This window comes from Pantoea sp. RCC30.1 (assembly GCF_058148845.1).
Window position 1 is genome coordinate 1 of sequence record NZ_JBXUHX010000050.1, and the last position, 20,132, is coordinate 20,132.

17 protein-coding genes and 1 tRNA gene are annotated in these 20,132 nt (G+C 52.7%); 6 read left to right on the forward strand and 12 right to left on the reverse strand.

Going from position 1 to position 20,132, the window contains the following annotated elements; translation table 11 throughout:
• Positions 1 to 715 (reverse strand): SDR family NAD(P)-dependent oxidoreductase (locus AC2LB6_RS23410; RefSeq protein ID WP_490095302.1); only part of this gene is annotated, 715 nt, incomplete at its 3' end.
• A gap of 115 nt (positions 716 to 830) precedes the next feature.
• Between AC2LB6_RS23410 and AC2LB6_RS23415 the strand changes: the two genes are divergently transcribed.
• The 3 genes from AC2LB6_RS23415 to AC2LB6_RS23425 all read left to right on the forward strand — a co-directional run bounded on the left by AC2LB6_RS23415 (position 831) and on the right by AC2LB6_RS23425 (position 4,390).
• A complete protein-coding gene (locus AC2LB6_RS23415) occupies positions 831 to 1,730 on the forward strand; it encodes a LysR family transcriptional regulator (RefSeq protein WP_490095303.1) in 900 nt (299 codons plus the stop codon).
• A gap of 45 nt (positions 1,731 to 1,775) precedes the next feature.
• On the forward strand, positions 1,776 to 2,795 hold the full coding sequence (gene yhjD, locus AC2LB6_RS23420) for an inner membrane protein YhjD (RefSeq protein WP_490095304.1): 1,020 nt from the start codon (positions 1,776 to 1,778) through the stop codon (positions 2,793 to 2,795).
• A 272-nt stretch (positions 2,796 to 3,067) separates the two neighbouring features.
• On the forward strand, positions 3,068 to 4,390 hold the full coding sequence (locus AC2LB6_RS23425) for an MFS transporter (RefSeq protein WP_490095305.1): 1,323 nt from the start codon (positions 3,068 to 3,070) through the stop codon (positions 4,388 to 4,390).
• A 143-nt stretch (positions 4,391 to 4,533) separates the two neighbouring features.
• Here AC2LB6_RS23425 and AC2LB6_RS23430 read toward each other — a convergent pair whose 3' ends face one another.
• From AC2LB6_RS23430 to ilvC, 3 genes are all read right to left on the reverse strand, one after another.
• Complete coding sequence (locus AC2LB6_RS23430; protein ID WP_490095306.1) at positions 4,534 to 5,277, reverse strand: oligogalacturonate-specific porin KdgM family protein; 744 nt, start codon at positions 5,275 to 5,277, stop codon at positions 4,534 to 4,536.
• Between the two features lie 80 nt (positions 5,278 to 5,357).
• Complete coding sequence (locus AC2LB6_RS23435; protein ID WP_490095307.1) at positions 5,358 to 7,073, reverse strand: polysaccharide lyase family protein; 1,716 nt, start codon at positions 7,071 to 7,073, stop codon at positions 5,358 to 5,360.
• 531 nt (positions 7,074 to 7,604) lie between these two features.
• Positions 7,605 to 9,080, reverse strand: a complete 1,476-nt coding sequence (gene ilvC, locus AC2LB6_RS23440; protein ID WP_010253551.1) for a ketol-acid reductoisomerase — start codon at positions 9,078 to 9,080, stop codon at positions 7,605 to 7,607.
• Positions 9,081 to 9,242: 162 nt separating this feature from the next.
• Between ilvC and ilvY the strand changes: the two genes are divergently transcribed.
• Positions 9,243 to 10,124 carry an HTH-type transcriptional activator IlvY gene (ilvY, locus tag AC2LB6_RS23445; protein WP_008926355.1) on the forward strand — a complete coding sequence of 294 codons (882 nt, stop codon included), beginning with the start codon at positions 9,243 to 9,245 and terminating at the stop codon, positions 10,122 to 10,124.
• Here the strand turns inward: ilvY and ilvA are convergent, their stop codons facing one another.
• The 6 genes from ilvA to ilvL all read right to left on the reverse strand — a co-directional run bounded on the left by ilvA (position 10,125) and on the right by ilvL (position 16,685).
• Complete coding sequence (gene ilvA, locus AC2LB6_RS23450) at positions 10,125 to 11,672, reverse strand: threonine ammonia-lyase, biosynthetic (RefSeq protein ID WP_090967021.1); 1,548 nt, start codon at positions 11,670 to 11,672, stop codon at positions 10,125 to 10,127.
• Positions 11,673 to 11,674: 2 nt separating this feature from the next.
• The gene (ilvD, locus tag AC2LB6_RS23455; RefSeq protein WP_090967022.1) at positions 11,675 to 13,525 is read right to left on the reverse strand and encodes a dihydroxy-acid dehydratase; all 1,851 of its coding nucleotides are present in this window, start codon (positions 13,523 to 13,525) and stop codon (positions 11,675 to 11,677) included.
• A gap of 62 nt (positions 13,526 to 13,587) precedes the next feature.
• A complete protein-coding gene (locus AC2LB6_RS23460) occupies positions 13,588 to 14,517 on the reverse strand; it encodes a branched-chain amino acid transaminase (protein WP_090967023.1) in 930 nt (309 codons plus the stop codon).
• Between the two features lie 18 nt (positions 14,518 to 14,535).
• Entirely contained in the window at positions 14,536 to 14,793 is a 258-nt protein-coding gene (ilvM, locus tag AC2LB6_RS23465) for an acetolactate synthase 2 small subunit (protein WP_008926359.1), read from the reverse strand.
• Positions 14,790 to 16,436 carry an acetolactate synthase 2 catalytic subunit gene (gene ilvG, locus AC2LB6_RS23470; RefSeq protein ID WP_490095308.1) on the reverse strand — a complete coding sequence of 549 codons (1,647 nt, stop codon included), beginning with the start codon at positions 16,434 to 16,436 and terminating at the stop codon, positions 14,790 to 14,792. The genes ilvM and ilvG overlap by 4 nt, the downstream gene beginning before the upstream one ends.
• Before the next feature lie 150 nt (positions 16,437 to 16,586).
• On the reverse strand, positions 16,587 to 16,685 hold the full coding sequence (ilvL, locus tag AC2LB6_RS23475; RefSeq protein ID WP_072101316.1) for an ilv operon leader peptide: 99 nt from the start codon (positions 16,683 to 16,685) through the stop codon (positions 16,587 to 16,589).
• A 330-nt stretch (positions 16,686 to 17,015) separates the two neighbouring features.
• Between ilvL and AC2LB6_RS23480 the strand changes: the two genes are divergently transcribed.
• On the forward strand, positions 17,016 to 18,536 hold the full coding sequence (locus tag AC2LB6_RS23480; RefSeq protein WP_490095309.1) for a YifB family Mg chelatase-like AAA ATPase: 1,521 nt from the start codon (positions 17,016 to 17,018) through the stop codon (positions 18,534 to 18,536).
• Positions 18,537 to 18,561: 25 nt separating this feature from the next.
• On the opposite strand, the gene AC2LB6_RS23485 is transcribed toward AC2LB6_RS23480, so the two are convergent.
• Positions 18,562 to 18,900: a MaoP family protein gene (locus AC2LB6_RS23485; protein WP_010253568.1), complete on the reverse strand. Its 339-nt coding sequence runs from the start codon at positions 18,898 to 18,900 to the stop codon at positions 18,562 to 18,564.
• A gap of 120 nt (positions 18,901 to 19,020) precedes the next feature.
• On the opposite strand from AC2LB6_RS23485, the gene hdfR reads away from it, so the two are divergent.
• Positions 19,021 to 19,854 (forward strand): HTH-type transcriptional regulator HdfR, encoded by an 834-nt coding sequence (gene hdfR / locus AC2LB6_RS23490; RefSeq protein WP_490095310.1) that lies wholly within the window; start codon positions 19,021 to 19,023, stop codon positions 19,852 to 19,854.
• 119 nt (positions 19,855 to 19,973) lie between these two features.
• Here the strand turns inward: hdfR and AC2LB6_RS23495 are convergent.
• Positions 19,974 to 20,049 (reverse strand) — tRNA-Trp (locus AC2LB6_RS23495).
• Positions 20,050 to 20,132 lie beyond the last annotated feature (83 nt).

Here is a 20,132-nt window from a genome sequence, read left to right on the forward strand (position 1 = left end):
TCCAGCCCGTTTCGTCACTGAGGATCGCACTGATGGCGTCGCCGATATCATCCGGCAATCCGACCCGGCCCAGCGCCGTCAGTCCGGCAATCTGATCGTTAATCTCGCGGGTATCGCGCACCCGGCCACCACCGAAGTCGGTCTCTATCGCGCCAGGGGCCAGGATATTGACGCGAATGCGCCGTTCACCCAGCTCTTTCGCCTGATAGCGCGTCAGCACTTCCATCGCCCCTTTCATTGACGCATAGGTCGAGGAGCCAGGATAGACCAGGCGGGTCAGCCCGCTGGAGATATTCAGGATGCGGCCACCGTCATTGATCAGCGGCAGCAGCTTCTGGGTCAGGAAGTAAGGCCCTTTGAAATGCACATTCACCAGCGCATCAAATTCCGCCTCGGTGGTGTCGGTAAAGGGCTTATAGTGTCCGTGCCCGGCGTTGTTCACTAAATAGTCAAATCGCTCACGCTGCCACTGCTGCTGCAGTGCCTGTTTCACGTCTCCGACAAAGCGATCGAACTGGCCAGTTTCGCCAACATCCAGTGCCAGCGCCACGGCGCGCCTTCCCAGCGCCTCAATTTCCTTTACCACCGTCTGCGCCTCATCAGCATGGCTGCGGTACGTAAAAATGATATCTGTGCCTCTGGCAGCCAGTTTTAAGGCTCCATTCCGGCCTAAGCCACGGTTTCCGCCGGTAATTAACGCTACTTTCTGATTCATCGCTCACACCTGTTGAAAAATTGAACACGGGTTAAGGATATTCGCGAATTATTGATCTATAAACAGGGTTAAATGCGCATCACTGTTTCAATAAAAACAACAATCGGTGAACAACATGGACAAAATTCACGCAATGCAGGTGTTTGTGCGGGTGGCCGAAATGGGCAGTTTTACCCGAGCGGCAGAGAGCTTAGGCGTACCAAAAGGCAGCGTATCGAGGCAGATTCAGGCGCTGGAGAACCAAATGGCAACGCGTTTGCTGCATCGCACCACGCGCCGGGTGCAACTAACCCAGGATGGATTAGTCTATTACGATCGCTGTCTGGATTTACTGTCGATGATTGACGATATGGACAGCCTTTTCCAGCACGAGCCCGCCTCGCTCAGCGGTAAACTGCGGGTGGATATGTCAGTGGCGATGGCCACCGGTTTTGTCCTGCCAAGGCTGCCGGAATTTTTGCAGCACTACCCCGGCGTGGAAATTGAGCTGAGCAGCAGCGACCGCCAGGTGGATGTGATCCGCGAAGGGTTTGACTGCGTACTTCGGGTCGGCGAGCTCAAGGATTCGGGCCTGATAGCGCGAAAAATTGGTACCCATACCTTGATCAACTGCGCCAGTCCTGGCTACCTTTCGCGGTTCGGCATGCCGACCCGTCTGGAAGAGCTGTCGCAGCATGCGATGGTGCATTACAGCCAGCAGCTTGGTCAGGCATCATCCGGTTTTGAATATTTTGATGGCAGGCAGTGCCATTACGTTCATACCGGCGGCGTGGTGACGGTGAACAGCACCGAAACCTATCGCGCCGCCTGTCTGGCAGGATTAGGCATTATTCAGGTGCCTGCCGCCGGGATTCAGACATTACTGGAAAGGGGCGAGCTGGTGGAAGTGCTGCATCGCTTCCCCGCCAGACCGATGCCGATCCATCTGCTCTACCCGCACCGGCGCAATGTGGCACGACGCGTGCGGGTATTTATGGAGTGGCTGAGCCAGGTGTTACAGGAGTACGTCACCTGAGCGGCTATACTTTGATTTTAATGATAAACAGGACAGTAAAGGTCTATGACAGACAAGCAGGAAAAACCGCAGGATTTGCAGCCACAAAAGCCGCTTATCGACATTAAAACCGGCAATCACACCGTGGATGAATCCATTGTTCGCGTGTCGCGTTTCGCCACCTGGTTTCAGGCTATTCCGGCGGTGGCGCATTTTATTCGCGCCCTTGACCGCTTTAACGATCGGCTCGGCAGCCAGTTTGGCGCTGCCATTACTTATTTTTCGTTTTTATCGCTGATCCCCATTCTGATGGTGTCGTTTGCCGCCGTGGGTTTTGTGCTGGCATCGAATCAGGATTTGCTGACCGACATCATCAACAAAATCGTCAGCAGCATCAGCGACCCGACGCTGGCGACCACACTGAAGAATACAGTGAATACCGCCATTCAGCAGCGTGCCACCGTGGGGATTACTGGTTTACTGCTGGCACTCTACTCCGGTCTTAACTGGATGGGTAACCTCCGTGAAGCGATTCGTGCCCAGTCGCGGGATGTGTGGGAACGGAAACCGGATGACAAAGAGAAGATCTGGAAACGTTATATCCGTGATCTGCTGTCGCTGACCGGTCTGATGCTGGCACTGGTGATTACGCTGTCACTGACCTCGGTAGCCGGTTCTGCGCAGGCCTTGATCGTGAGTGCGCTGGGCCTGGATGGCATCGACTGGTTACGACCTGCCCTGACCATTATCGCCACCTCGATTTCCGTTATGGCGAACTATCTGTTGTTTCTGTGGATTTTCTGGATCCTGCCGCGTCATAAGCCGCGTAAGAAAGCGTTGTTCCGCGGCACTCTGCTGGCGGCAATCGGCTTTGAGGTAATCAAGTTTGTGATGACGCTGACGCTGCCGAAGCTGGCGACCTCGCCTTCCGGTGCGGCCTTTGGTTCTGTGCTCGGCCTGATGGCGTTTTTCTACTTCTTCGCCCGTCTGACGCTTTTCTGTGCGGCGTGGATCGCCACCGCCAAATATAAAGACGACCCACAGATGCCTGAAGCGGGCAGTGCATCACGACACAAGTCATCGTAATCCGTTTACAACAGCGGAAAATATTACCCTTCGGCTATTTTTTAACCATATAACAGGATGAATAGCTGAGGGATCACTTTTATTTAGCCCTTTCTTAGAGTATCCCGCCAGATATCGTCCGGTTTACCCCGGTATCGCCCGGTATTCGCAGCACCACAGAAATTATCCACTTTTCACCCGCTGAAGCCAGACGGGGCGCGGGTTTTCATCATTGAATGCGCTCTGGCAGATGCGTAAGATTCTTTGTCTGTATTTACAAATAAGAAACAGTTATGCAAGCCTCCCTCACAGACACAATCGACAAACAGCAGGATCCCACGCCGGTTAACTCACGCAGTAAAGTGGTAATTGCCTCGCTGGTCGGAACGGCCATCGAGTTCTTCGACTTTTATATTTATGCCACTGCTGCAGTGATTGTTTTCCCACACATTTTCTTCCCGCAGGGTGATGCCACGGTCGCGACGCTACAGTCGCTGGCCACGTTTGCTATCGCCTTTATCGCACGTCCGATTGGCTCTGCCGTGTTTGGTCACTTTGGCGATCGCGTGGGTCGCAAAGCCACGCTGGTTGCCTCTCTGCTGACCATGGGTATTTCCACCGTGGTGATTGGTCTGCTGCCCAGCTATGAGACGATCGGCGTGATAGCGCCGCTGCTTCTGGCGCTGGCGCGTTTTGGTCAGGGACTGGGACTGGGTGGTGAATGGGGTGGCGCAGCGCTGCTGGCGACGGAAAATGCTCCGGCGAAGAAGCGTGCGCTTTATGGTTCGTTCCCTCAGCTGGGTGCGCCAATTGGCTTTTTCTTCGCTAACGGGACTTTTCTGCTGCTTTCATGGCTGCTGACCGACGAGCAGTTTATGCAGTGGGGCTGGCGCGTGCCATTTATTCTCTCTGCCGTGCTGGTGCTGATTGGCCTGTATGTGCGCGTTTCGCTGCATGAAAGCCCGGTCTTTGCCAAAGTGCAGAAAGAGAAGAAGCAGGTTCGGGTGCCGATTGCGGCGCTGTTGAGCAAGCATCTGACCGCCACTATTCTCGGCACCTTTATCATGCTGGCGACCTATACGCTGTTCTATATCATGACCGTCTATTCGATGAGCTACGGGACCACAGCAGCACCTGCTGGCCTGGGTATTCCGCGTAATAGTATGTTGTGGATGCTGATGCTGGCGGTGATTGGCTTTGGGGTGATGGTGCCGATTGCCGGTTTGCTGGCTGACCGCTTTGGTCGCCGCAAGACGATGATTACCATTACGCTGATGATTATCGCGTTTTCGTTCCTGTTCCCGGCGATGCTCGGTTCCGGATCGCAGGCGCTGGTGATGGCGTTTCTGTTGCTGGGTCTGAGCATTATGGGCCTGACGTTTGGTCCGATGGGCGCGCTGCTGCCGGAGCTGTTCCCGACCGAAGTGCGTTATACCGGCGCATCGTTCTCCTATAACCTCTCATCGATTCTGGGTGCCTCTGTTGCGCCTTATATCGCGACCTGGCTGAATGCGAATTATGGTTTGCAGGCGGTGGGACTTTATCTGGCGTCGATGGCGGTACTGACGCTGATTGCGTTGCTGGCCTGTAAAGAGACGCGTAATCAGTCGTTGTAGAGAATGGCAATCAACCCGGCTATAGCCGGGTTGATTGCTCTTTATTCTACCTTTTACTTATACGCAAAAGCGAAATTGCCTTTCTGTCATTCCAGTCTGCTACTTTTCAGTTTGTCAGCATGATTTTTCTTTAAATATTCGTGTCACTTAAAGACGTAAGCAATGCCCGTACGCAAGCGCAATTGCCTTTCGCTGGTGAGCGAGCTACGGCTTATATCACCAAAGCTGAAATAGGGACTCCACTCTCTTTTTTCACCTAATGAATAACTAAAATGTAGCACTTGCTCATAATTGTACCGCTTTTTGGCAAACAGCCTTTCATCACCATGCATGTAAATAATTTTATAAGTGGTACTTAAATCATTCCAGCGATAGCGTATATAGCCATCTACACGATTAACCGTGCGATGTTTGTTGGTCGTACAATTAGCACACGACGCGTTATCATGAGCATAATCCGTTAACTCCAGACGGTACAAACCTCCGACTGACCAGCTTTCGTTCACTTTATACCAGGGAGAAACCCCGAACTTCCATTCCGTTCTCGTTGAATTAAACTCAGGCTGAAATAAAGGTGATATTGACCAGTTTCCAAAAGTGATTTTTTTTGCCAGTGTCATTTCAACTGCATTCAGAACAGGATCATAATAATATTTATCTTTTGTATCTTTTCCACCAGTTTTAAATTTTGTCTCCACTGCAAAAGAATAATTATCAGGTAACTTTGTAGCCAGGGTTAATTTATCATAATGATTACGGTCACGCGTTCGATATTCATGTCGATAATCTATACTTACATCTCTTAACACAACTTCAGTCGCATTCACAAAACCGAGAGGATGAATGACGAACAACATGCCGAGCGTTCTGGCGGTCTTTATTATCATTTTATATTTCCTTGCTTTAAAAAATCCAGTTTAAGGCATATCAGTAATAGCATCGTGAAGAGTGAGACAGGAACGTTGGCTTATTCTGTAAGAGTAATGATGTCATACATTACGCTACCGCCATTAAGCTCAAGCGAGACAGTGTTTTTACCCTGAAGCAACAACTTTGCATCAACAGGTATTCTTTCAAAGTGATAACGGCCATTACGCAATGCACTACGATATAGCGTTTTATCGTTTTCATATTTCAGCGTTTTTAGAGCTGTGCCATTAACTTTAATCGTTAACGCTGGAGAGGAGTTGACAGATTGCATGCCATTATTACTTGCAGCCGCTAAGGCGATATTAAGCCAGTAAATACGCTTATTCGGTTTCATGTTAAACCGAATATCCCACACGCCCGGTTTAGTTTGAGCGTAATACCAGTCATTCGCATAATCGCTTTGCCCGATATCGAATGTCAGCCTGGCAGGAACAGCATGTTGCCAGCGATAATTACGCTCCTCTTTACCAAAACGAAACTCCCGCGCCTGACGATTTGCCTCTCCTATTGCCCATATAACAGGTGCAGGTGCTGGAAGTGTAATCGTGCCAATTTTTTGTTCTTTGCCCTCAATGGTAATCGTTTGTCGCGCAAGAATTCCGGCCTGATTTCCGCCATTAGCATAAACAGAGAGTTGATAATTGCCGGGAATGACATTGCTTATCTGGAAGCGTCCCGCCCTGTCCGGGTTAGTATAGAAAAGGTTGCCAAGCGTCTGGATGTCGAACTCTTCATCGGGAGAAGAGGAAAGAACAATGGTTACAGCTGTGGACGTATTGACCTGGCCCAGAACGTTAGTACGATTCTGTACATAGCGTTTGTCATCCATCCAGCGATAAGGCCAGGAAGCACGTTCAGCCTCAGACCGAGAGTTTGCATCAGCCAACATTTTCTGCGTATCGCCCTGATTAATGTATAACAACCAGGGACCATACAATTTTTTCCACCCAGGCGGAGCGATCATATCCGGTGTACCCATATGAGCACCGGTCATGTAGTTGAGAATGATCGCATCCTGATGAACCAGAAGATCCTGCTTAAGCGCATCCCCTGAAAAATATTCTCCACTAGCGTGAATAAGCCATGCGCCGATCTGATTTCCGTAAACACCCCAGAAAGGATTACCGCGCTGATATCCGGCAAAATCATATTTTGTGTAGATCCGATTATCAGGAAGACGCCAGGTTTCATCCTGTATTTTTGGCATTTTTTCAAGTTCGCCATACAGAGGCATTCGCCCCTGTCGTTCACCGCTGAACAAATGATCGAGCAGGTGGGGGTTAAAACGATATACGTTACGTAATTCACTTACTTTAATATTCTCACGACTTTTATTTTCAGCCACTACATAACTGTAGATACCACTCACACCTTTCCGCATAATCAAATGATATTCAAGGCGTAATAATCCGTTACGCTCATCCACATAGGCAACATGCGCGATATTTTTATCATTTTTAATCACGGAGATATGGTCAGGAATGAAATCCTTTACGCCTTTAACGTAATAGTCCAGATAAGCACTCCGTTTTTTACTGGGATCACGCTCTGCCCCAGAGAGCTGCGTTAGGAGATTAATCCCATCTTTTTCAATTCGGTCAGCACTGCCATCCTCTTTAAAAGAAACGTTGAGCAGTCCATTGCTCATCGTCGTATTCATTCCAGAAACAGATAGTGTTACAGGCGCGTCTGTAACGGCATATGCATAAGGCATCGTTATTAGAAACGAGAACAAAAATCTGAAATTTATCATGGCAACTCCATTTTGCTAATTGAAAACTTCCCATTGATTAGTTAAGAAACCAATACGTCACTCTTTCATTAATGACCGACCTCACTTCAATAAATTGAATAAAAATGAGTAACCTCAATCAAGGAAGAAGGTTATTATTGAAGAGGCATAGTGATAACTCAGCACATGATGCTAGCAACAATACACTCAAAAACCTTTGAAGCTTTGCCAGTTTCATCAGACCAGTTGCAAAAAACATCAATAACCAGTGCCTCGCCTCGCAAAAAATCATTTTCATAGGCAAAAAGTTTTTAATTGATAGCTTTTTATTTAATTAAAGGTGTAACGCCGACATAGGAAAATAAATTGATTAATAACGTCATATTATCAATTAATTATCAGGAAGGGGATTATTGGAATATAGGTTAGTGTATTATTTAAAGATATTAAAAAACCTCCTGTTTAAATAACAAATCACCTTTTTAACGCATTCATAACGAACAAACCCCGGCAAGCCGGGGTTTGTTTTGCTGAAAACTGTGATGCCGGTAATTAACCTGCGACAGCGATACGCTTCATGTCGGTCATGTAGCCACGCAGCTTACGGCCAACGGTTTCAATCGGATGCTGGCGAACCGCTTCGTTAACGTCACGCAACTGCGCGTTATCGACTTGCGTGCCTTCAACCGCTTTACCCAGATCGCCTGGCTGCAGCGTAGTCATGAACTCTTTCAACAGCGGCACCGCAGCGAAGGAGAACAGGTAGTTACCATATTCGGCTGTATCGGAGATCACCACGTTCATTTCATACAGGCGCTTACGGGCAATGGTGTTCGCGATCAGCGGCAGTTCATGCAGTGATTCGTAGTATGCAGACTCTTCAATGATGCCGGCGTCTACCATGGTTTCAAACGCCAGCTCAACGCCCGCTTTAACCATCGCAACCATCACAACACCTTTGTCGTAGTACTCCTGCTCTTCGATTTTGCCTTCATACTGTGAGGCGGTTTCGAATGCGGTCTGGCCGGTCTCTTCACGCCAGGTCAGCAGATTTTTATCATCATTCGCCCAGTCCGCCATCATGCCGGAAGAGAATTCACCGGAGATGATGTCATCCATGTGCTTCTGGAACAGCGGAGCCATGATGGTTTTCAGCTGCTCTGACAGCGCATAAGCACGCAGTTTAGCCGGGTTAGAGAGACGATCCATCATCAGGGTGATGCCACCAAACTTCAGTGACTCGGTGATGGTTTCCCAGCCGAACTGAATCAGTTTTTCTGCGTAAGCCGGGTCGGTACCTTCAGCCACCAGCTTGTCGAAGCAGAGCAGTGAACCAGCCTGCAACATGCCGCACAGGATGGTCTGCTCACCCATCAGGTCAGATTTCACTTCTGCAACGAAGGAGGATTCCAGCACGCCAGCGCGATCGCCGCCGGTTGCTGCTGCCCAGGCTTTAGCAATCGCCATGCCTTCGCCTTTTGGATCGTTTTCCGGGTGAACCGCGATCAGCGTCGGAACACCAAAGCCACGTTTGTACTCTTCACGGACTTCAGTACCCGGACACTTAGGTGCCACCATCACGACGGTGATGTCTTTACGAATGCTTTCGCCCACTTCAACGATGTTGAAACCGTGTGAGTAGCCCAGCGCAGCGCCATCTTTCATCAGCGGCTGAACAGCCTGAACTACAGCGGAGTGCTGCTTGTCTGGCGTCAGGTTAACCACCAGGTCAGCCTGCGGGATCAGTTCTTCGTAGGTACCCACTTTGAAACCGTTATCGGTCGCTTTGCGCCATGAAGGGCGTTTCTCCGCAATCGCTTCGGCACGCAGTGCATAGGCGACGTCCAGACCGGAATCACGCATGTTCAGACCCTGGTTCAGGCCCTGCGCACCACAGCCAACGATAACGACTTTTTTGCCTTTCAGGAAACTGGCACCATCCGCGAATTCATCACGCGCCATGAAACGGCATTTGCCTAATTGTGCCAGCTGGTTGCGCAGGTTCAATGTGTTGAAATAGTTAGCCATGGGTACTCCGGTAAGGTTGTGTTTGCTTTTTTTGTTCAGGAACGGCGATTCATGCAGCGCCGCGAATGACCCCATCATATGACAGGAATTCTGTTGCTTAAATTGATATATTAACAACGTCACATTGCAATAAATGCAACACCACCCAGAGGCGACGCGCACATGGATTTACGGGATCTGAAACTGTTTCTTCATCTGGCAGAAAGCTGCCACTTTGGGCGCACTGCGCGTGCAATGCATGTCAGCCCTTCCACGCTGTCACGCCAGATCCAGCGGCTCGAAGAAGATGTCGGCCATGCGCTGTTTCTGCGTGATAACCGCACCGTGACATTAACGGAAGCGGGTGAACGCCTGCGCCAGTTTGCCCAGCAGACACTGTTGCAGTATCAGCAACTGCGCCATGTGATGGATCTTAACGGCCCGTCACTCAGCGGCGAACTGCGACTGTTCTGTTCTGTGACGGCGGCCTATAGCCATCTGCCGCCTATTCTCGACCGCTTTCGCGCGGAACATCCTCAGGTCGAAATCAAACTGGATACCGGCGATGCCGCGGATGCAGTGGAAAAAGTGCACTCCGGCGATGCCGATCTGGCGATTGCCGGACGGCCTGAAACCCTGCCCGCCAGCATTGATTTTATGCCACTGGGGCTGATCCCGCTGGTGCTGATTGCGCCCGCTCTGCCCTGTGCCGTTCGTACCCAGGCCACACAGCCGCAGCCCGACTGGTCAAAAATTCCCTTTATCCTGCCTGTGCAGGGCCCCGCACGGCGGCGTATCGATCTCTGGTTCCGCCGTCAGCGCATCCCGAATCCGGTCATTTACGCCACGGTATCGGGTCATGAGGCGATTGTCTCGATGGTGGCGCTGGGTTGCGGTATTGCACTGTTGCCGGATGTGGTGCTGGAGAACAGTCCGGATCCGGTGCGGAACCGCGTGCTGTTGCTGGAGAATATTGACTCGGTTGCGCCGTTCGAACTCGGCATCTGCGTGCAAAAAAAGCGGCTCGGAGAGCCGCTGATCAGTGCTTTCTGGAGCCAGCTGTAATCAGTGGCCTGACAGAAAGAAGCGGAACGCCGGATTCTGGCTTTCGTCATGAAAGTCGTAACCCAAGTCGGTGAGATGCTCCTCGAAACGTGGCTCATCGCTGCCGAGTTCAAAAGCCGCCAGTACACGACCGTAGTCGGTGCCATGGCTGCGGTAGTGAAACAGCGAGATATTCCAGTGGGTGCCTAGCGTCTGCAGGAACTTCAGCAACGCGCCAGGTGCCTCCGGAAATTCAAAGCTGAAGAGTCGTTCACGAAGCGGCTTGGAGGGACGTCCGCCCACCATGTAACGCACGTGCAGTTTCGCCATCTCATCATCTGAAAGATCGACCACCTGATAACCGCCGCTGGTGAGTTCGCTGATGATCTCGCTGCGCTCTTCCACGCCACGGGTCAGACGTACACCAACAAAGATGCAGGCTTTGTCCGCATCGGCGTAGCGATAGTTGAACTCAGTGATGGAACGTCCGCCCAGCGTCTGGCAGAAGCGCAGGAAGCTGCCCTGCTGTTCCGGAATGGTGACGGCCAGCAGCGCTTCCCGCTGTTCGCCCAGCTCGCAGCGCTCTGAAACGTAACGCAGACCGTGGAAGTTGACGTTGGCGCCGGATAAGACATGCGCCAGCCGCTCGCCTTTGATCTCGTGCTGCTGGATATACTTCTTCATGCCCGCCAGCGCCAGCGCGCCAGACGGTTCCGCCACAGCACGAACATCTTCGAACAGATCTTTCATCGCAGCGCAAATCGCATCGCTGTCGACGGTGATGATGTCATCAATGTAGGCCTGACAGAGCCGGAAGGTTTCGCTGCCGATCCGTTTGACTGCTACACCTTCGGCAAACAGCCCGACGCGTGGCAGATCGACTGGATGACCCGCTTCCAGTGCGGCTTTCAGGCAGGCTGAATCCTCTGACTCCACCGCGATAACTTTGATTTGCGGCATCAGCTGTTTGATCAGCACCGCGACGCCCGCTGCCAGACCGCCACCACCCACCGGGACAAAGACCCGGTCAAGGTGCGCATCCTGCTGCAACAGCTCCATCGCCAGCGTGCCCTGTCCGGCAATCACGGCCGGATGGTCAAACGGTGGCACGAAGGTGTAGCCGCGCTGTTCAGCGAGTTCTATCGCTTTGGCTTTTGCCTCATCAAAATTGGCGCCAAACAGGAAAGCCTCACCGCCAAATGCGCGCACCGCATCAACCTTGATGTCTGCGGTCGCCAGCGGCATCACAATCAGTGACTTGATGCCCAGCTTAGTCGCGGAGAGCGCCACGCCCTGCGCGTGGTTACCGGCTGACGCCGTCACCACGCCGCGCGCTTTCTGCTCTTCGTTCAGACCGGCAATCATCGCGTAAGCACCGCGCACCTTGAAACTGTGCACAGGCTGGCGATCTTCCCGCTTCACCAGAATGGTGTTGCCGAGACGCGCTGAAATTTTTTCCATAACCTGCAGCGGCGTCACCTGTGCCACTTCATACACCGGTGAACGCAGCACTGCGCGCAAATACTCGGCGCCGCCAGGCGCGTCAGGTAGCGGTTGAGACTCGGCCATTTTTAGCCTCCCAGCTTGCTCTTATCGCGGACGGCGCCTTTGTCAGCACTGGTCGCGAGTAATGCGTAAGCACGCAGCGCAAAGGAGACTTCACGCTGACGATTGACCGGCGTATACGCCGCATCGCCACGTGCCTGCTGCTCTTCACGGCGGGCATGCAGTTCGTTATCCGGCACAGCGAGTTTGATGCCGCGGTTAGGGATATCGATTTCAATGGTGTCGCCATCTTTGACCAGCGCAATGGTGCCGCCGTTAGCCGCTTCAGGCGAAGCATGACCGATAGAGAGACCCGACGTCCCGCCGGAGAACCGACCGTCGGTGATCAGTGCGCAGCTTTTGCCCAGGCCCATCGATTTCAGATAGGTGGTCGGATAGAGCATTTCCTGCATGCCTGGTCCGCCTTTTGGTCCTTCGTAGCGGATGACGACCACATCGCCTGCCACCACTTTACCGCCCAGAATCGCTTCAACCGCGTCATCCTGGCTTTCATAGACTTTGGCCGGACCGGTGAAGGTCAGGATCTCTTTGTCTACGCCCGCCGTTTTAACGATACAGCCATCTTCGGCGATGTTGCCGTAGAGCACGGCCAGACCGCCGTCCTGTGAGTAAGCATTTTCACGGGTGCGGATACAGCCTTCGGCACGGTCATCATCCAGCGTGTCCCAGCGGCAGTTCTGCGAGAAGGCCTGGGTGGTACGGATGCCCGCCGGGCCAGCACGAAACATATCTTTTACCGCCTGATCTTTGGTCAGCATGATGTCGTACTGATCCAGCGTTTCACGCATCGTCTGCTGCAGGATGTTACGGGCGCTGCTGTCGAACAGACCTGCGCGATCCAGCTCGCCCAGAATGGCGAAAACGCCACCCGCGCGATGCACATCTTCCATGTGGTATTTCGGGGTACTTGGCGCGACTTTACACAGCTGAGGCACTTTACGTGACAGGCGATCGATGTCGGAGATATTGAAGTCGATGTCGCCTTCCTGTGCAGCCGCCAGCAGGTGCAGCACGGTGTTGGTGGAGCCGCCCATGGCGATATCCAGCATCATGGCGTTCTCGAAAGCGGCCTTGTTAGCAATGTTACGCGGCAGCATGTTGACGTCATCCTGCTCGTAGTAGCGCTTGGTCAGACTGACGATGCGCTTACCGGCATTGATGAACAACTCTTTGCGATCGGCGTGCGTGGCCAGCAGTGAACCGTTGCCAGGCTGCGACAGGCCGAGTGCTTCGGTCAGGCAGTTCATCGAGTTGGCGGTGAACATACCGGAGCAGGAGCCGCAGGTCGGACAGGCAGAACGTTCAATCTGATCGCTGTCGGCATCGCTGACGTTCGGGTTGGCACCCTGAATCATCGCATCGACCAGATCCAGCTTGATGATCTTGTCTGAAAGCTTGGTTTTACCCGCTTCCATCGGCCCACCGGAAACAAAGATCACCGGGATATTGAGGCGCAATGACGCCATCAGCATTCCCGGGGTAATTTTGTCGCAGTTGGAGATGCAGACCATGGCGTCGGCGCAGTGCGCGTTGACCATGTACTCGACCGAGTCAGCAATCAGCTCGCGCGAAGGCAATGAATACAGCATGCCGCCATGACCCATGGCAATACCGTCATCCACCGCGATGGTGTTGAATTCTTTAGCTACACCACCCGCCGCTTCAATCTGCTCAGCGACGAGTTTACCCAGGTCGCGAAGGTGAACGTGGCCAGGTACAAATTGGGTGAATGAGTTAACCACAGCGATAATCGGCTTGCCGAAATCGTCGTCGGTCATTCCTGTCGCGCGCCATAAGGCACGGGCACCCGCCATGTTGCGGCCGTGGGTGGTAGTGGCTGAACGGTACTTAGGCATGCTCTATTTACTCCAGTAAGAATAAGCTCGCGGACGTCAGATGACGCCCGCGCTGTATCTGATTATGGGTTAACCGGATCTAACCAGCCCCATTTGTCTTCTGTTTCGCCGGTGAACAGACCAAAGAAGGCCTCCTGGATGCGTTTGGTGACCGGACCACGTTTGCCTTCGCCAACCTGAATGCGGTCAACGCTGCGCACCGGTGTGATTTCTGCGGCGGTGCCAGACATAAAGACTTCGTCAGCCAGATAGAGAGATTCACGCGACAGGGTCTGCTCACGCACTTCAATGCCCATATCACGCGCCAGCGTGATGATGGCATCGCGAGTGATGCCCGGGAGTGCCGAAGAGGTAAATGGCGGGGTATAGAGCACGCCATCTTTGACTTCAAACAGGTTTTCGCCTGCACCTTCGGAGATCAGGCCATTGGTATCAAGCGCGATACCTTCCTGGTAGCCGTGACGACGAGCTTCACTGCCCACCAGCAGTGAGGAGAGGTAGTTACCACCCGCTTTAGCGGCGGTTGGCAGGGTGTTTGGCGCAACGCGGTTCCATGAGGAGACCATGGCATCAATGCCGTTCTCCAGCGCTTCAGCGCCCAGGTATGCGCCCCACGGGAATGCAGCAATGATCACGTCGGTAGTGAAACCATCTGGCGGGTTCACACCCAGGCCCACATCGCCGACAAAGGCCAGCGGACGGATATAAGCACTTTTAAGTTTGTTCACGCGGATGACTTCGCGGCACGCTTCCATCAGCTCATCAACGCTGCTTTTAATCGGGAAGCGGTAGATTTTTGCGGAGTCGTGCAGACGTTGCATGTGTTCGCGATGACGGAACACAACCGGTCCTTTGTGAGAGTCGTAGCAGCGCACGCCTTCAAATACCGACGTACCGTAGTGCAACGCGTGAGACATGACGCTGACCTTCGCATCTTCCCACTTAACCATCTCGCCATTGAACCAAATAAAGTCTGCTTTCTTCGTGCTCATTGTTATTCCCTCTCGCGGCTACGCGCGGATTTGTTGTGTTGTCTGTTGTTGAATCTGAACGCATGCAACGTCGATCAATTTACTTAACTGCGAAGACAGTAAATCGACGGAGCGCTGGCTGGCAACGGTCATTTCAATATTAATGTTTTCTGCGTTGGCGACTGAGGCCATGTTCATAGAACAGACCTGAAAACCGCGGTGACGCACGACGCGTAAAATGCGCTCTAATATTTCAGGGCGGAAACGGGCTTCGATAGACAATTGATGCTGGTTCATACGGTTTTCTCCATCATGTTTGCATTGCTGGCACCCGGCGGTACCAGTGGCCAGACGTTTTCATGCTCATCTATTGCAACATGCAGGAAGTAAGGACCTTCGCTGTTCAGCAGAGCATCAAGGGCGGCGTCGACCTGATCTTTACGGGTAATGCGCTGGCCGGGAATGTTGAACGCGCTGGCCAGTGTGAGGAAGTCGGGATTGTCGGACAGATTGGTTTCACTGTAGCGACCGTCAAAAAAGAGCTGCTGCCACTGGCGTACCATACCCAGACGCTGATTATCCATCAGTACAATTTTGACCGGCAGCTTGCCGCGCTTGATGGTGCCCAGCTCCTGGATGTTCATCATGATGGAACCATCGCCCGAGACACAGATAACCGTATCGTCCGGCCGTGCAACCTGTGCGCCGATAGCAGCAGGTAAACCAAAGCCCATGGTGCCTAAGCCGCTGGAGGTGATGAAATTCTCCGGTGCACTGAATGCCATATGTTGCGCCGTCCACATCTGATGCTGACCGACGTCAGTGGTGACCACGGCATTGGCCGGTTTGCGATCGGAAAGCTGCTTCAGCAACAGCGGTGCGTAGATCGCGTCGCCTGGATGGTCATAGCGCCATGGGTGACTGGCTTTAAGCGCTTTCACCTCATCACGCCAGGTGTCGATTTTAAGAGGCTGACTCAGGGCAGGCAGCAGTTCGTTGAGATCGCCCTGCAGAGAGACATGTGCGCGACGTAATTTGTTTAACTCAGCGGGATCGATGTCGAGATGAATTACGCTGGCGTGCGGTGCAAAGGTATCCAGCTTGCCGGTCACGCGGTCGTCGAAACGGGCACCGACCGCGATCAGCAGGTCACACGCCTGTACAGCCAGATTGGCGGCTTTGGTGCCGTGCATCCCCAGCATGCCCATATAGACATCACTGTATGGATCCACGCTGCCTAAACCTTTCAGGGTAGCCACTGCCGGAATACCGGTCTCTTCTGCCAGCGCACGCAGTACCGGAACAGCCTGTGCCAGACCAACACCGCCGCCAACGTAGAGCATTGGTTTTCTGGCCTGCGCCATCAGTGCGCGCGCTTCGTGAATCGCCTGATGTGGCAGTGCGCTTCCCTCTTCTACCGGGACCAGATGCGGTGCAGGCTCACCCTGAGCAATCTGAATATCTTTCGGGATATCAACCAGTACCGGACCCGGACGACCCGACTGCGCCAGCGCGAAGGCTTCTGCCATGATGGCGGGCAGCTCGTCCAGCGACTCGACCAGGAAGCTATGTTTTGTGCAGGCCAGCGAGAGTCCCAGTACGTCGATCTCCTGGAAGGCATCGGTGCCGATGAAGGCAGAGGAGACCTGGCCTGTTACGGCAACAATCGGCACCGAATCCATCATGGCATCCGCCAGGCCGGTGATCAGGTTAGTCGCGCCGGGGCCGGAGGTTGCGATACAGACGCCAGTTTTGCCGGTTGAGCGGGCATAGCCAATCGCCGCCATCACTGCGCCCTGCTCATGACGACACAGTAGGTGTTCCACGCCGCCGTCATAGAGCGCGTCGTATACCGGCATGATGGCGCCGCCAGGGTAACCGAATACGGTATCAACACCCTGCGCGCGTAAAGCCTGAACTACCCACTGTGCACCTGTCATCGCTATTCTCCTGTGTCCTGACCGGAACAACAGAATTTTATGCTACTGTTCATTGTTTGTTCCTTGTGGATTTACTGATATTTCCTCGGGTCGAAAAAAAACCCCCGGACCTTTCGGTGCGGGGGTTTTTTCGGATTCGAGGCTTGTTTTTTAAGCCTTTCTTTCTCCAAGCGTTGCCCCGCACGGTAGGTTAATAACCACCACCACGCTAATCACGACCAGGCTAATCACTTGTAGAAGGGCTTTCATGTGTTGTTCAATTCTTTTTCGTGTTCGAAGTAATGCCTACAGAGTTATCATAGTCAGGGGGCATGACACAACTTTTTTTACAGACTTTTTTTAGCGCGTGTCGCTGAATCACCTCCTATCAATCTGTAATAAAAGAAATAATGACATGATGATAATTATTCATCACTTTAGTGACGTAATAATGTTTTGGTGGATTTGCGCGCACTCGCACAATGTTTTAATACGCCATGAAAAAGGCACACATGGGCTGAGCGATATCACGAACAGTGCGGATCATCCCCTCGCTTTCCTTCGACGCTGTCACCAGACTGGCAGCAACAAGGAGCGAGTATGTCATTGTCAAAAGTTCTGACCCGGGCAGCATTGGGAGTGGAAGCCCCGCTGGTGACCATCGAGGCACACATCAGTAACGGCCTGCCTGCATTAACACTGGTGGGTCTGCCTGAAACCACGGTGAAAGAGGCGCGTGAGCGGGTACGCAGCGCCATTATTAACAGTGGTTTTACCTTTCCGGCAAAGCGCGTCACCATCAATCTGGCACCGGCGGATTTACCCAAAGAGGGCGGACGGTATGACTTACCCATGGCGATCGCCATTCTGGTCGCCTCTGAGCAGCTTCCTGCCGACAAGCTGACGCACTATGAGTTTCTGGGTGAACTGGCACTCGACGGCGCACTGTGCAGTGTACAGGGCTCGATTCCTGCGGCCATGTTGGCCATTCGGGCTGGGCGGCAGCTGGTTCTCTCCGCTGAAAATCAGGGTGATGTCGGACTCATCCGTCAGGGTACGTCGCTTATAGCCTCTCACCTCAGCGAAGTCTGTGCCTTTCTGCGCAATGAACTCACGTTACCAGCAGCCCAGTACCCTGAGCATCAGGGCGACGCACCTGCTGAGGATCTCGCGGATATCATTGGTCAGAAACAGGGACGCAGAGCATTGGAGATCACTGCGGCTGGCGGGCACAACCTGTTGCTGATTGGGCCACCTGGCACCGGAAAAACCATGCTCGCAACCCGACTGCCTGGCATCATGCCTGCTTTAAGCGATCAGGAAGCACTGGAGTGCGCAGCAATCGCCAGTCTGGTCAACAGCAGTACTCTGCACCGACAGTGGCGCACCCGGCCTTTCAGGTCACCTCATCATAGTGCGTCTCTCTATGCTTTGATTGGTGGGGGATCGCTGCCACGGCCCGGTGAGATCTCCCTGGCACACAACGGCGTGCTGTTTCTGGATGAACTACCGGAATTTGATCGCAAGGTGCTGGACTCCCTGCGCGAGCCGATAGAGTCGGGCATCATCGCTATTTCACGCACCCGCGCTAAAGTCACTTACCCGGCACGGTTTCAGTTGATTGCTGCGATGAATCCCAGTCCAACCGGCCATTATCAGGGGCAGCATAACCGCTGTTCACCCCAGCAGGTGCTGCGTTATCTCAGTAAGCTATCCGGCCCTTTTCTTGATCGTTTTGATCTTTCGCTGGAGGTACCACTACTGCCGAGTGGTATGCTCAGCGGTCAGCGCGCCAGAGCGGAAGCATCTGAGCAGGTTCGTCATCGGGTGGTCGCCGCGCGTGAGATTCAGCTGGCTCGCGCTGGCAAAATAAATGCGCATTTAAACAATGCGGAGATTATGCGCTGGTGTCAGCCTGCTAAAGAGGATGCGGAGTGGCTGGAGTCCGTGCTGGAGAAGCTGGGTTTATCGGTACGGGCATGGCAGCGGATTTTGAAAGTAGCACGTACGGTGGCCGACCTGGCCGGGGATGCAGACATCACACGATATCATCTGCAGGAAGCGGTCAGTTATCGCACGATTGATCGGTTGATGATTCATCTGCATAACAACCTGCAATAAAAAAGGGGCTTTCGCCCCTTCTGTGTTAATCGTCGCTGTCGGTAAAGTCTTCAACGGTGTCCATCTGCGGTTTACCGCCAGACAGCGTATGAAAACGCTTAGGACGCTTGATGCGGGTCATATACTTAGACCATACACGCTCAGCTTCCGTTTGCGGCTCACGCACGCCACGACACACTTCAATAAACAAACGTTCTTCTTCGGTTGCAGGCTCACGCTTTGATAAATCCAGCTCATTAAAAGCGAAACCGTGGCGTTCAAGAAGTTGAGCTTCTTTAATAGTAAAGTCACCGTGGCGCGAGAAACCACGCGGGTAATGTTTGTTATCAAAGAAACGATTCTCTGTTGAGAAGCTTTCCGCCATGTTACACGCTCCTGATTTTCTAATGCCGTGCTGTTAATGGCGCGGAGTATTAGATAGGCTTGACAGAGTGTAAAACAAAACATTTAAATCTATACGACAAACATTTTTTGGGAGAACGCTGTGGATACGGAATTACTGAAAACTTTCCTGGAAGTGAGCAGAACACGCCATTTCGGGCGTGCTGCAGAAGCCCTTTACCTCACGCAATCTGCTGTCAGTTTTCGCATCCGTCAGTTAGAGAATCAGCTTGGCGTTAACCTTTTTACACGGCATCGCAATAACATACGTCTGACGGCGGCCGGAGAGCGACTGCTTCCCTATGCTGAAAGCCTGATGAGCACCTGGATGATGGCGAAGAAGGAGGTTTCTCATACTCAGCAGCATCATGAGCTTTCTATAGGTGCCAGTGCATCTCTGTGGGAGGCTTATCTGACACCATGGCTACAGACGTTGTATGAGAATCGGGAGAGCCTGCATTTAGAAGCACGCGTGGCACAACGGCATCTGCTGGTTAAGCAACTTCATGAGCGTCAGCTTGATCTGTTGATCACCACTGAAGCACCAAAGATGGATGAGTTAACCAGTCAGCAGATTGGTCATATTTCGCTGGCGTTGTTCTGCGCACGGCAGAGCGAAAAACGCGAAAAATATGATTACATTAAGCTGGAATGGGGAGCAGATTTTCATCAGCATCAGAGTTACCTCACCGGGGCTGATGATGTGCCGGTACTGTCCACGACGTCGGCGCATGTCACCCGTGAACTGCTGCATACCACCGGAGCGTGCGCGTTCCTGCCGGACTTCTGGCAGGGTGTTTACAGTGAGTTGATGATGATCCCGGATACGCCCGTTGCTGTTCGTCCGCTCTATGCTGTCTGGTTGCAGAACAGCGATCAGCAGGCTCACATTCGTCAGTTGCTTAAATTCCCGATTCTGGTCAGGCAAAACAGCTGAATTTGCGGGAAAAAGAGGTAAGCAGGGAAAATCAGAGGCCAGTTAGAGTTAGCTGGTTTTTCTTTTTTGCTTTTTTAAAGGCAAAAAAAAATCCTTTGCCGAAGCAAAGGATCGTTTTCTGGCAGGGGCGGAGGGACTCGAACCCCCAACACCCGGTTTTGGAGACCGGTGCTCTACCAATTGAACTACGCCCCTAATAGGGTGGCGGAACGGACGGGGCTCGAACCCGCGACCCCCTGCGTGACAGGCAGGTATTCTAACCAACTGAACTACCGCTC

Coding starts and splice junctions, on each gene's coding strand:
- AC2LB6_RS23415 (WP_490095303.1), top strand. CDS start 831: ATGGACAAAATTCACGCAATGCAGGTGTTTGTGCGGGTGGCCGAAATG.
- yhjD (WP_490095304.1), top strand. CDS start 1,776: ATGACAGACAAGCAGGAAAAACCGCAGGATTTGCAGCCACAAAAGCCG.
- AC2LB6_RS23425 (WP_490095305.1), top strand. CDS start 3,068: ATGCAAGCCTCCCTCACAGACACAATCGACAAACAGCAGGATCCCACG.
- AC2LB6_RS23430 (WP_490095306.1), bottom strand. CDS start 5,277: ATGATAATAAAGACCGCCAGAACGCTCGGCATGTTGTTCGTCATTCAT.
- AC2LB6_RS23435 (WP_490095307.1), bottom strand. CDS start 7,073: ATGATAAATTTCAGATTTTTGTTCTCGTTTCTAATAACGATGCCTTAT.
- ilvC (WP_010253551.1), bottom strand. CDS start 9,080: ATGGCTAACTATTTCAACACATTGAACCTGCGCAACCAGCTGGCACAA.
- ilvY (WP_008926355.1), top strand. CDS start 9,243: ATGGATTTACGGGATCTGAAACTGTTTCTTCATCTGGCAGAAAGCTGC.
- ilvA (WP_090967021.1), bottom strand. CDS start 11,672: ATGGCCGAGTCTCAACCGCTACCTGACGCGCCTGGCGGCGCCGAGTAT.
- ilvD (WP_090967022.1), bottom strand. CDS start 13,525: ATGCCTAAGTACCGTTCAGCCACTACCACCCACGGCCGCAACATGGCG.
- AC2LB6_RS23460 (WP_090967023.1), bottom strand. CDS start 14,517: ATGAGCACGAAGAAAGCAGACTTTATTTGGTTCAATGGCGAGATGGTT.
- ilvM (WP_008926359.1), bottom strand. CDS start 14,793: ATGAACCAGCATCAATTGTCTATCGAAGCCCGTTTCCGCCCTGAAATA.
- ilvG (WP_490095308.1), bottom strand. CDS start 16,436: ATGACAGGTGCACAGTGGGTAGTTCAGGCTTTACGCGCGCAGGGTGTT.
- ilvL (WP_072101316.1), bottom strand. CDS start 16,685: ATGAAAGCCCTTCTACAAGTGATTAGCCTGGTCGTGATTAGCGTGGTG.
- AC2LB6_RS23480 (WP_490095309.1), top strand. CDS start 17,016: ATGTCATTGTCAAAAGTTCTGACCCGGGCAGCATTGGGAGTGGAAGCC.
- AC2LB6_RS23485 (WP_010253568.1), bottom strand. CDS start 18,900: ATGGCGGAAAGCTTCTCAACAGAGAATCGTTTCTTTGATAACAAACAT.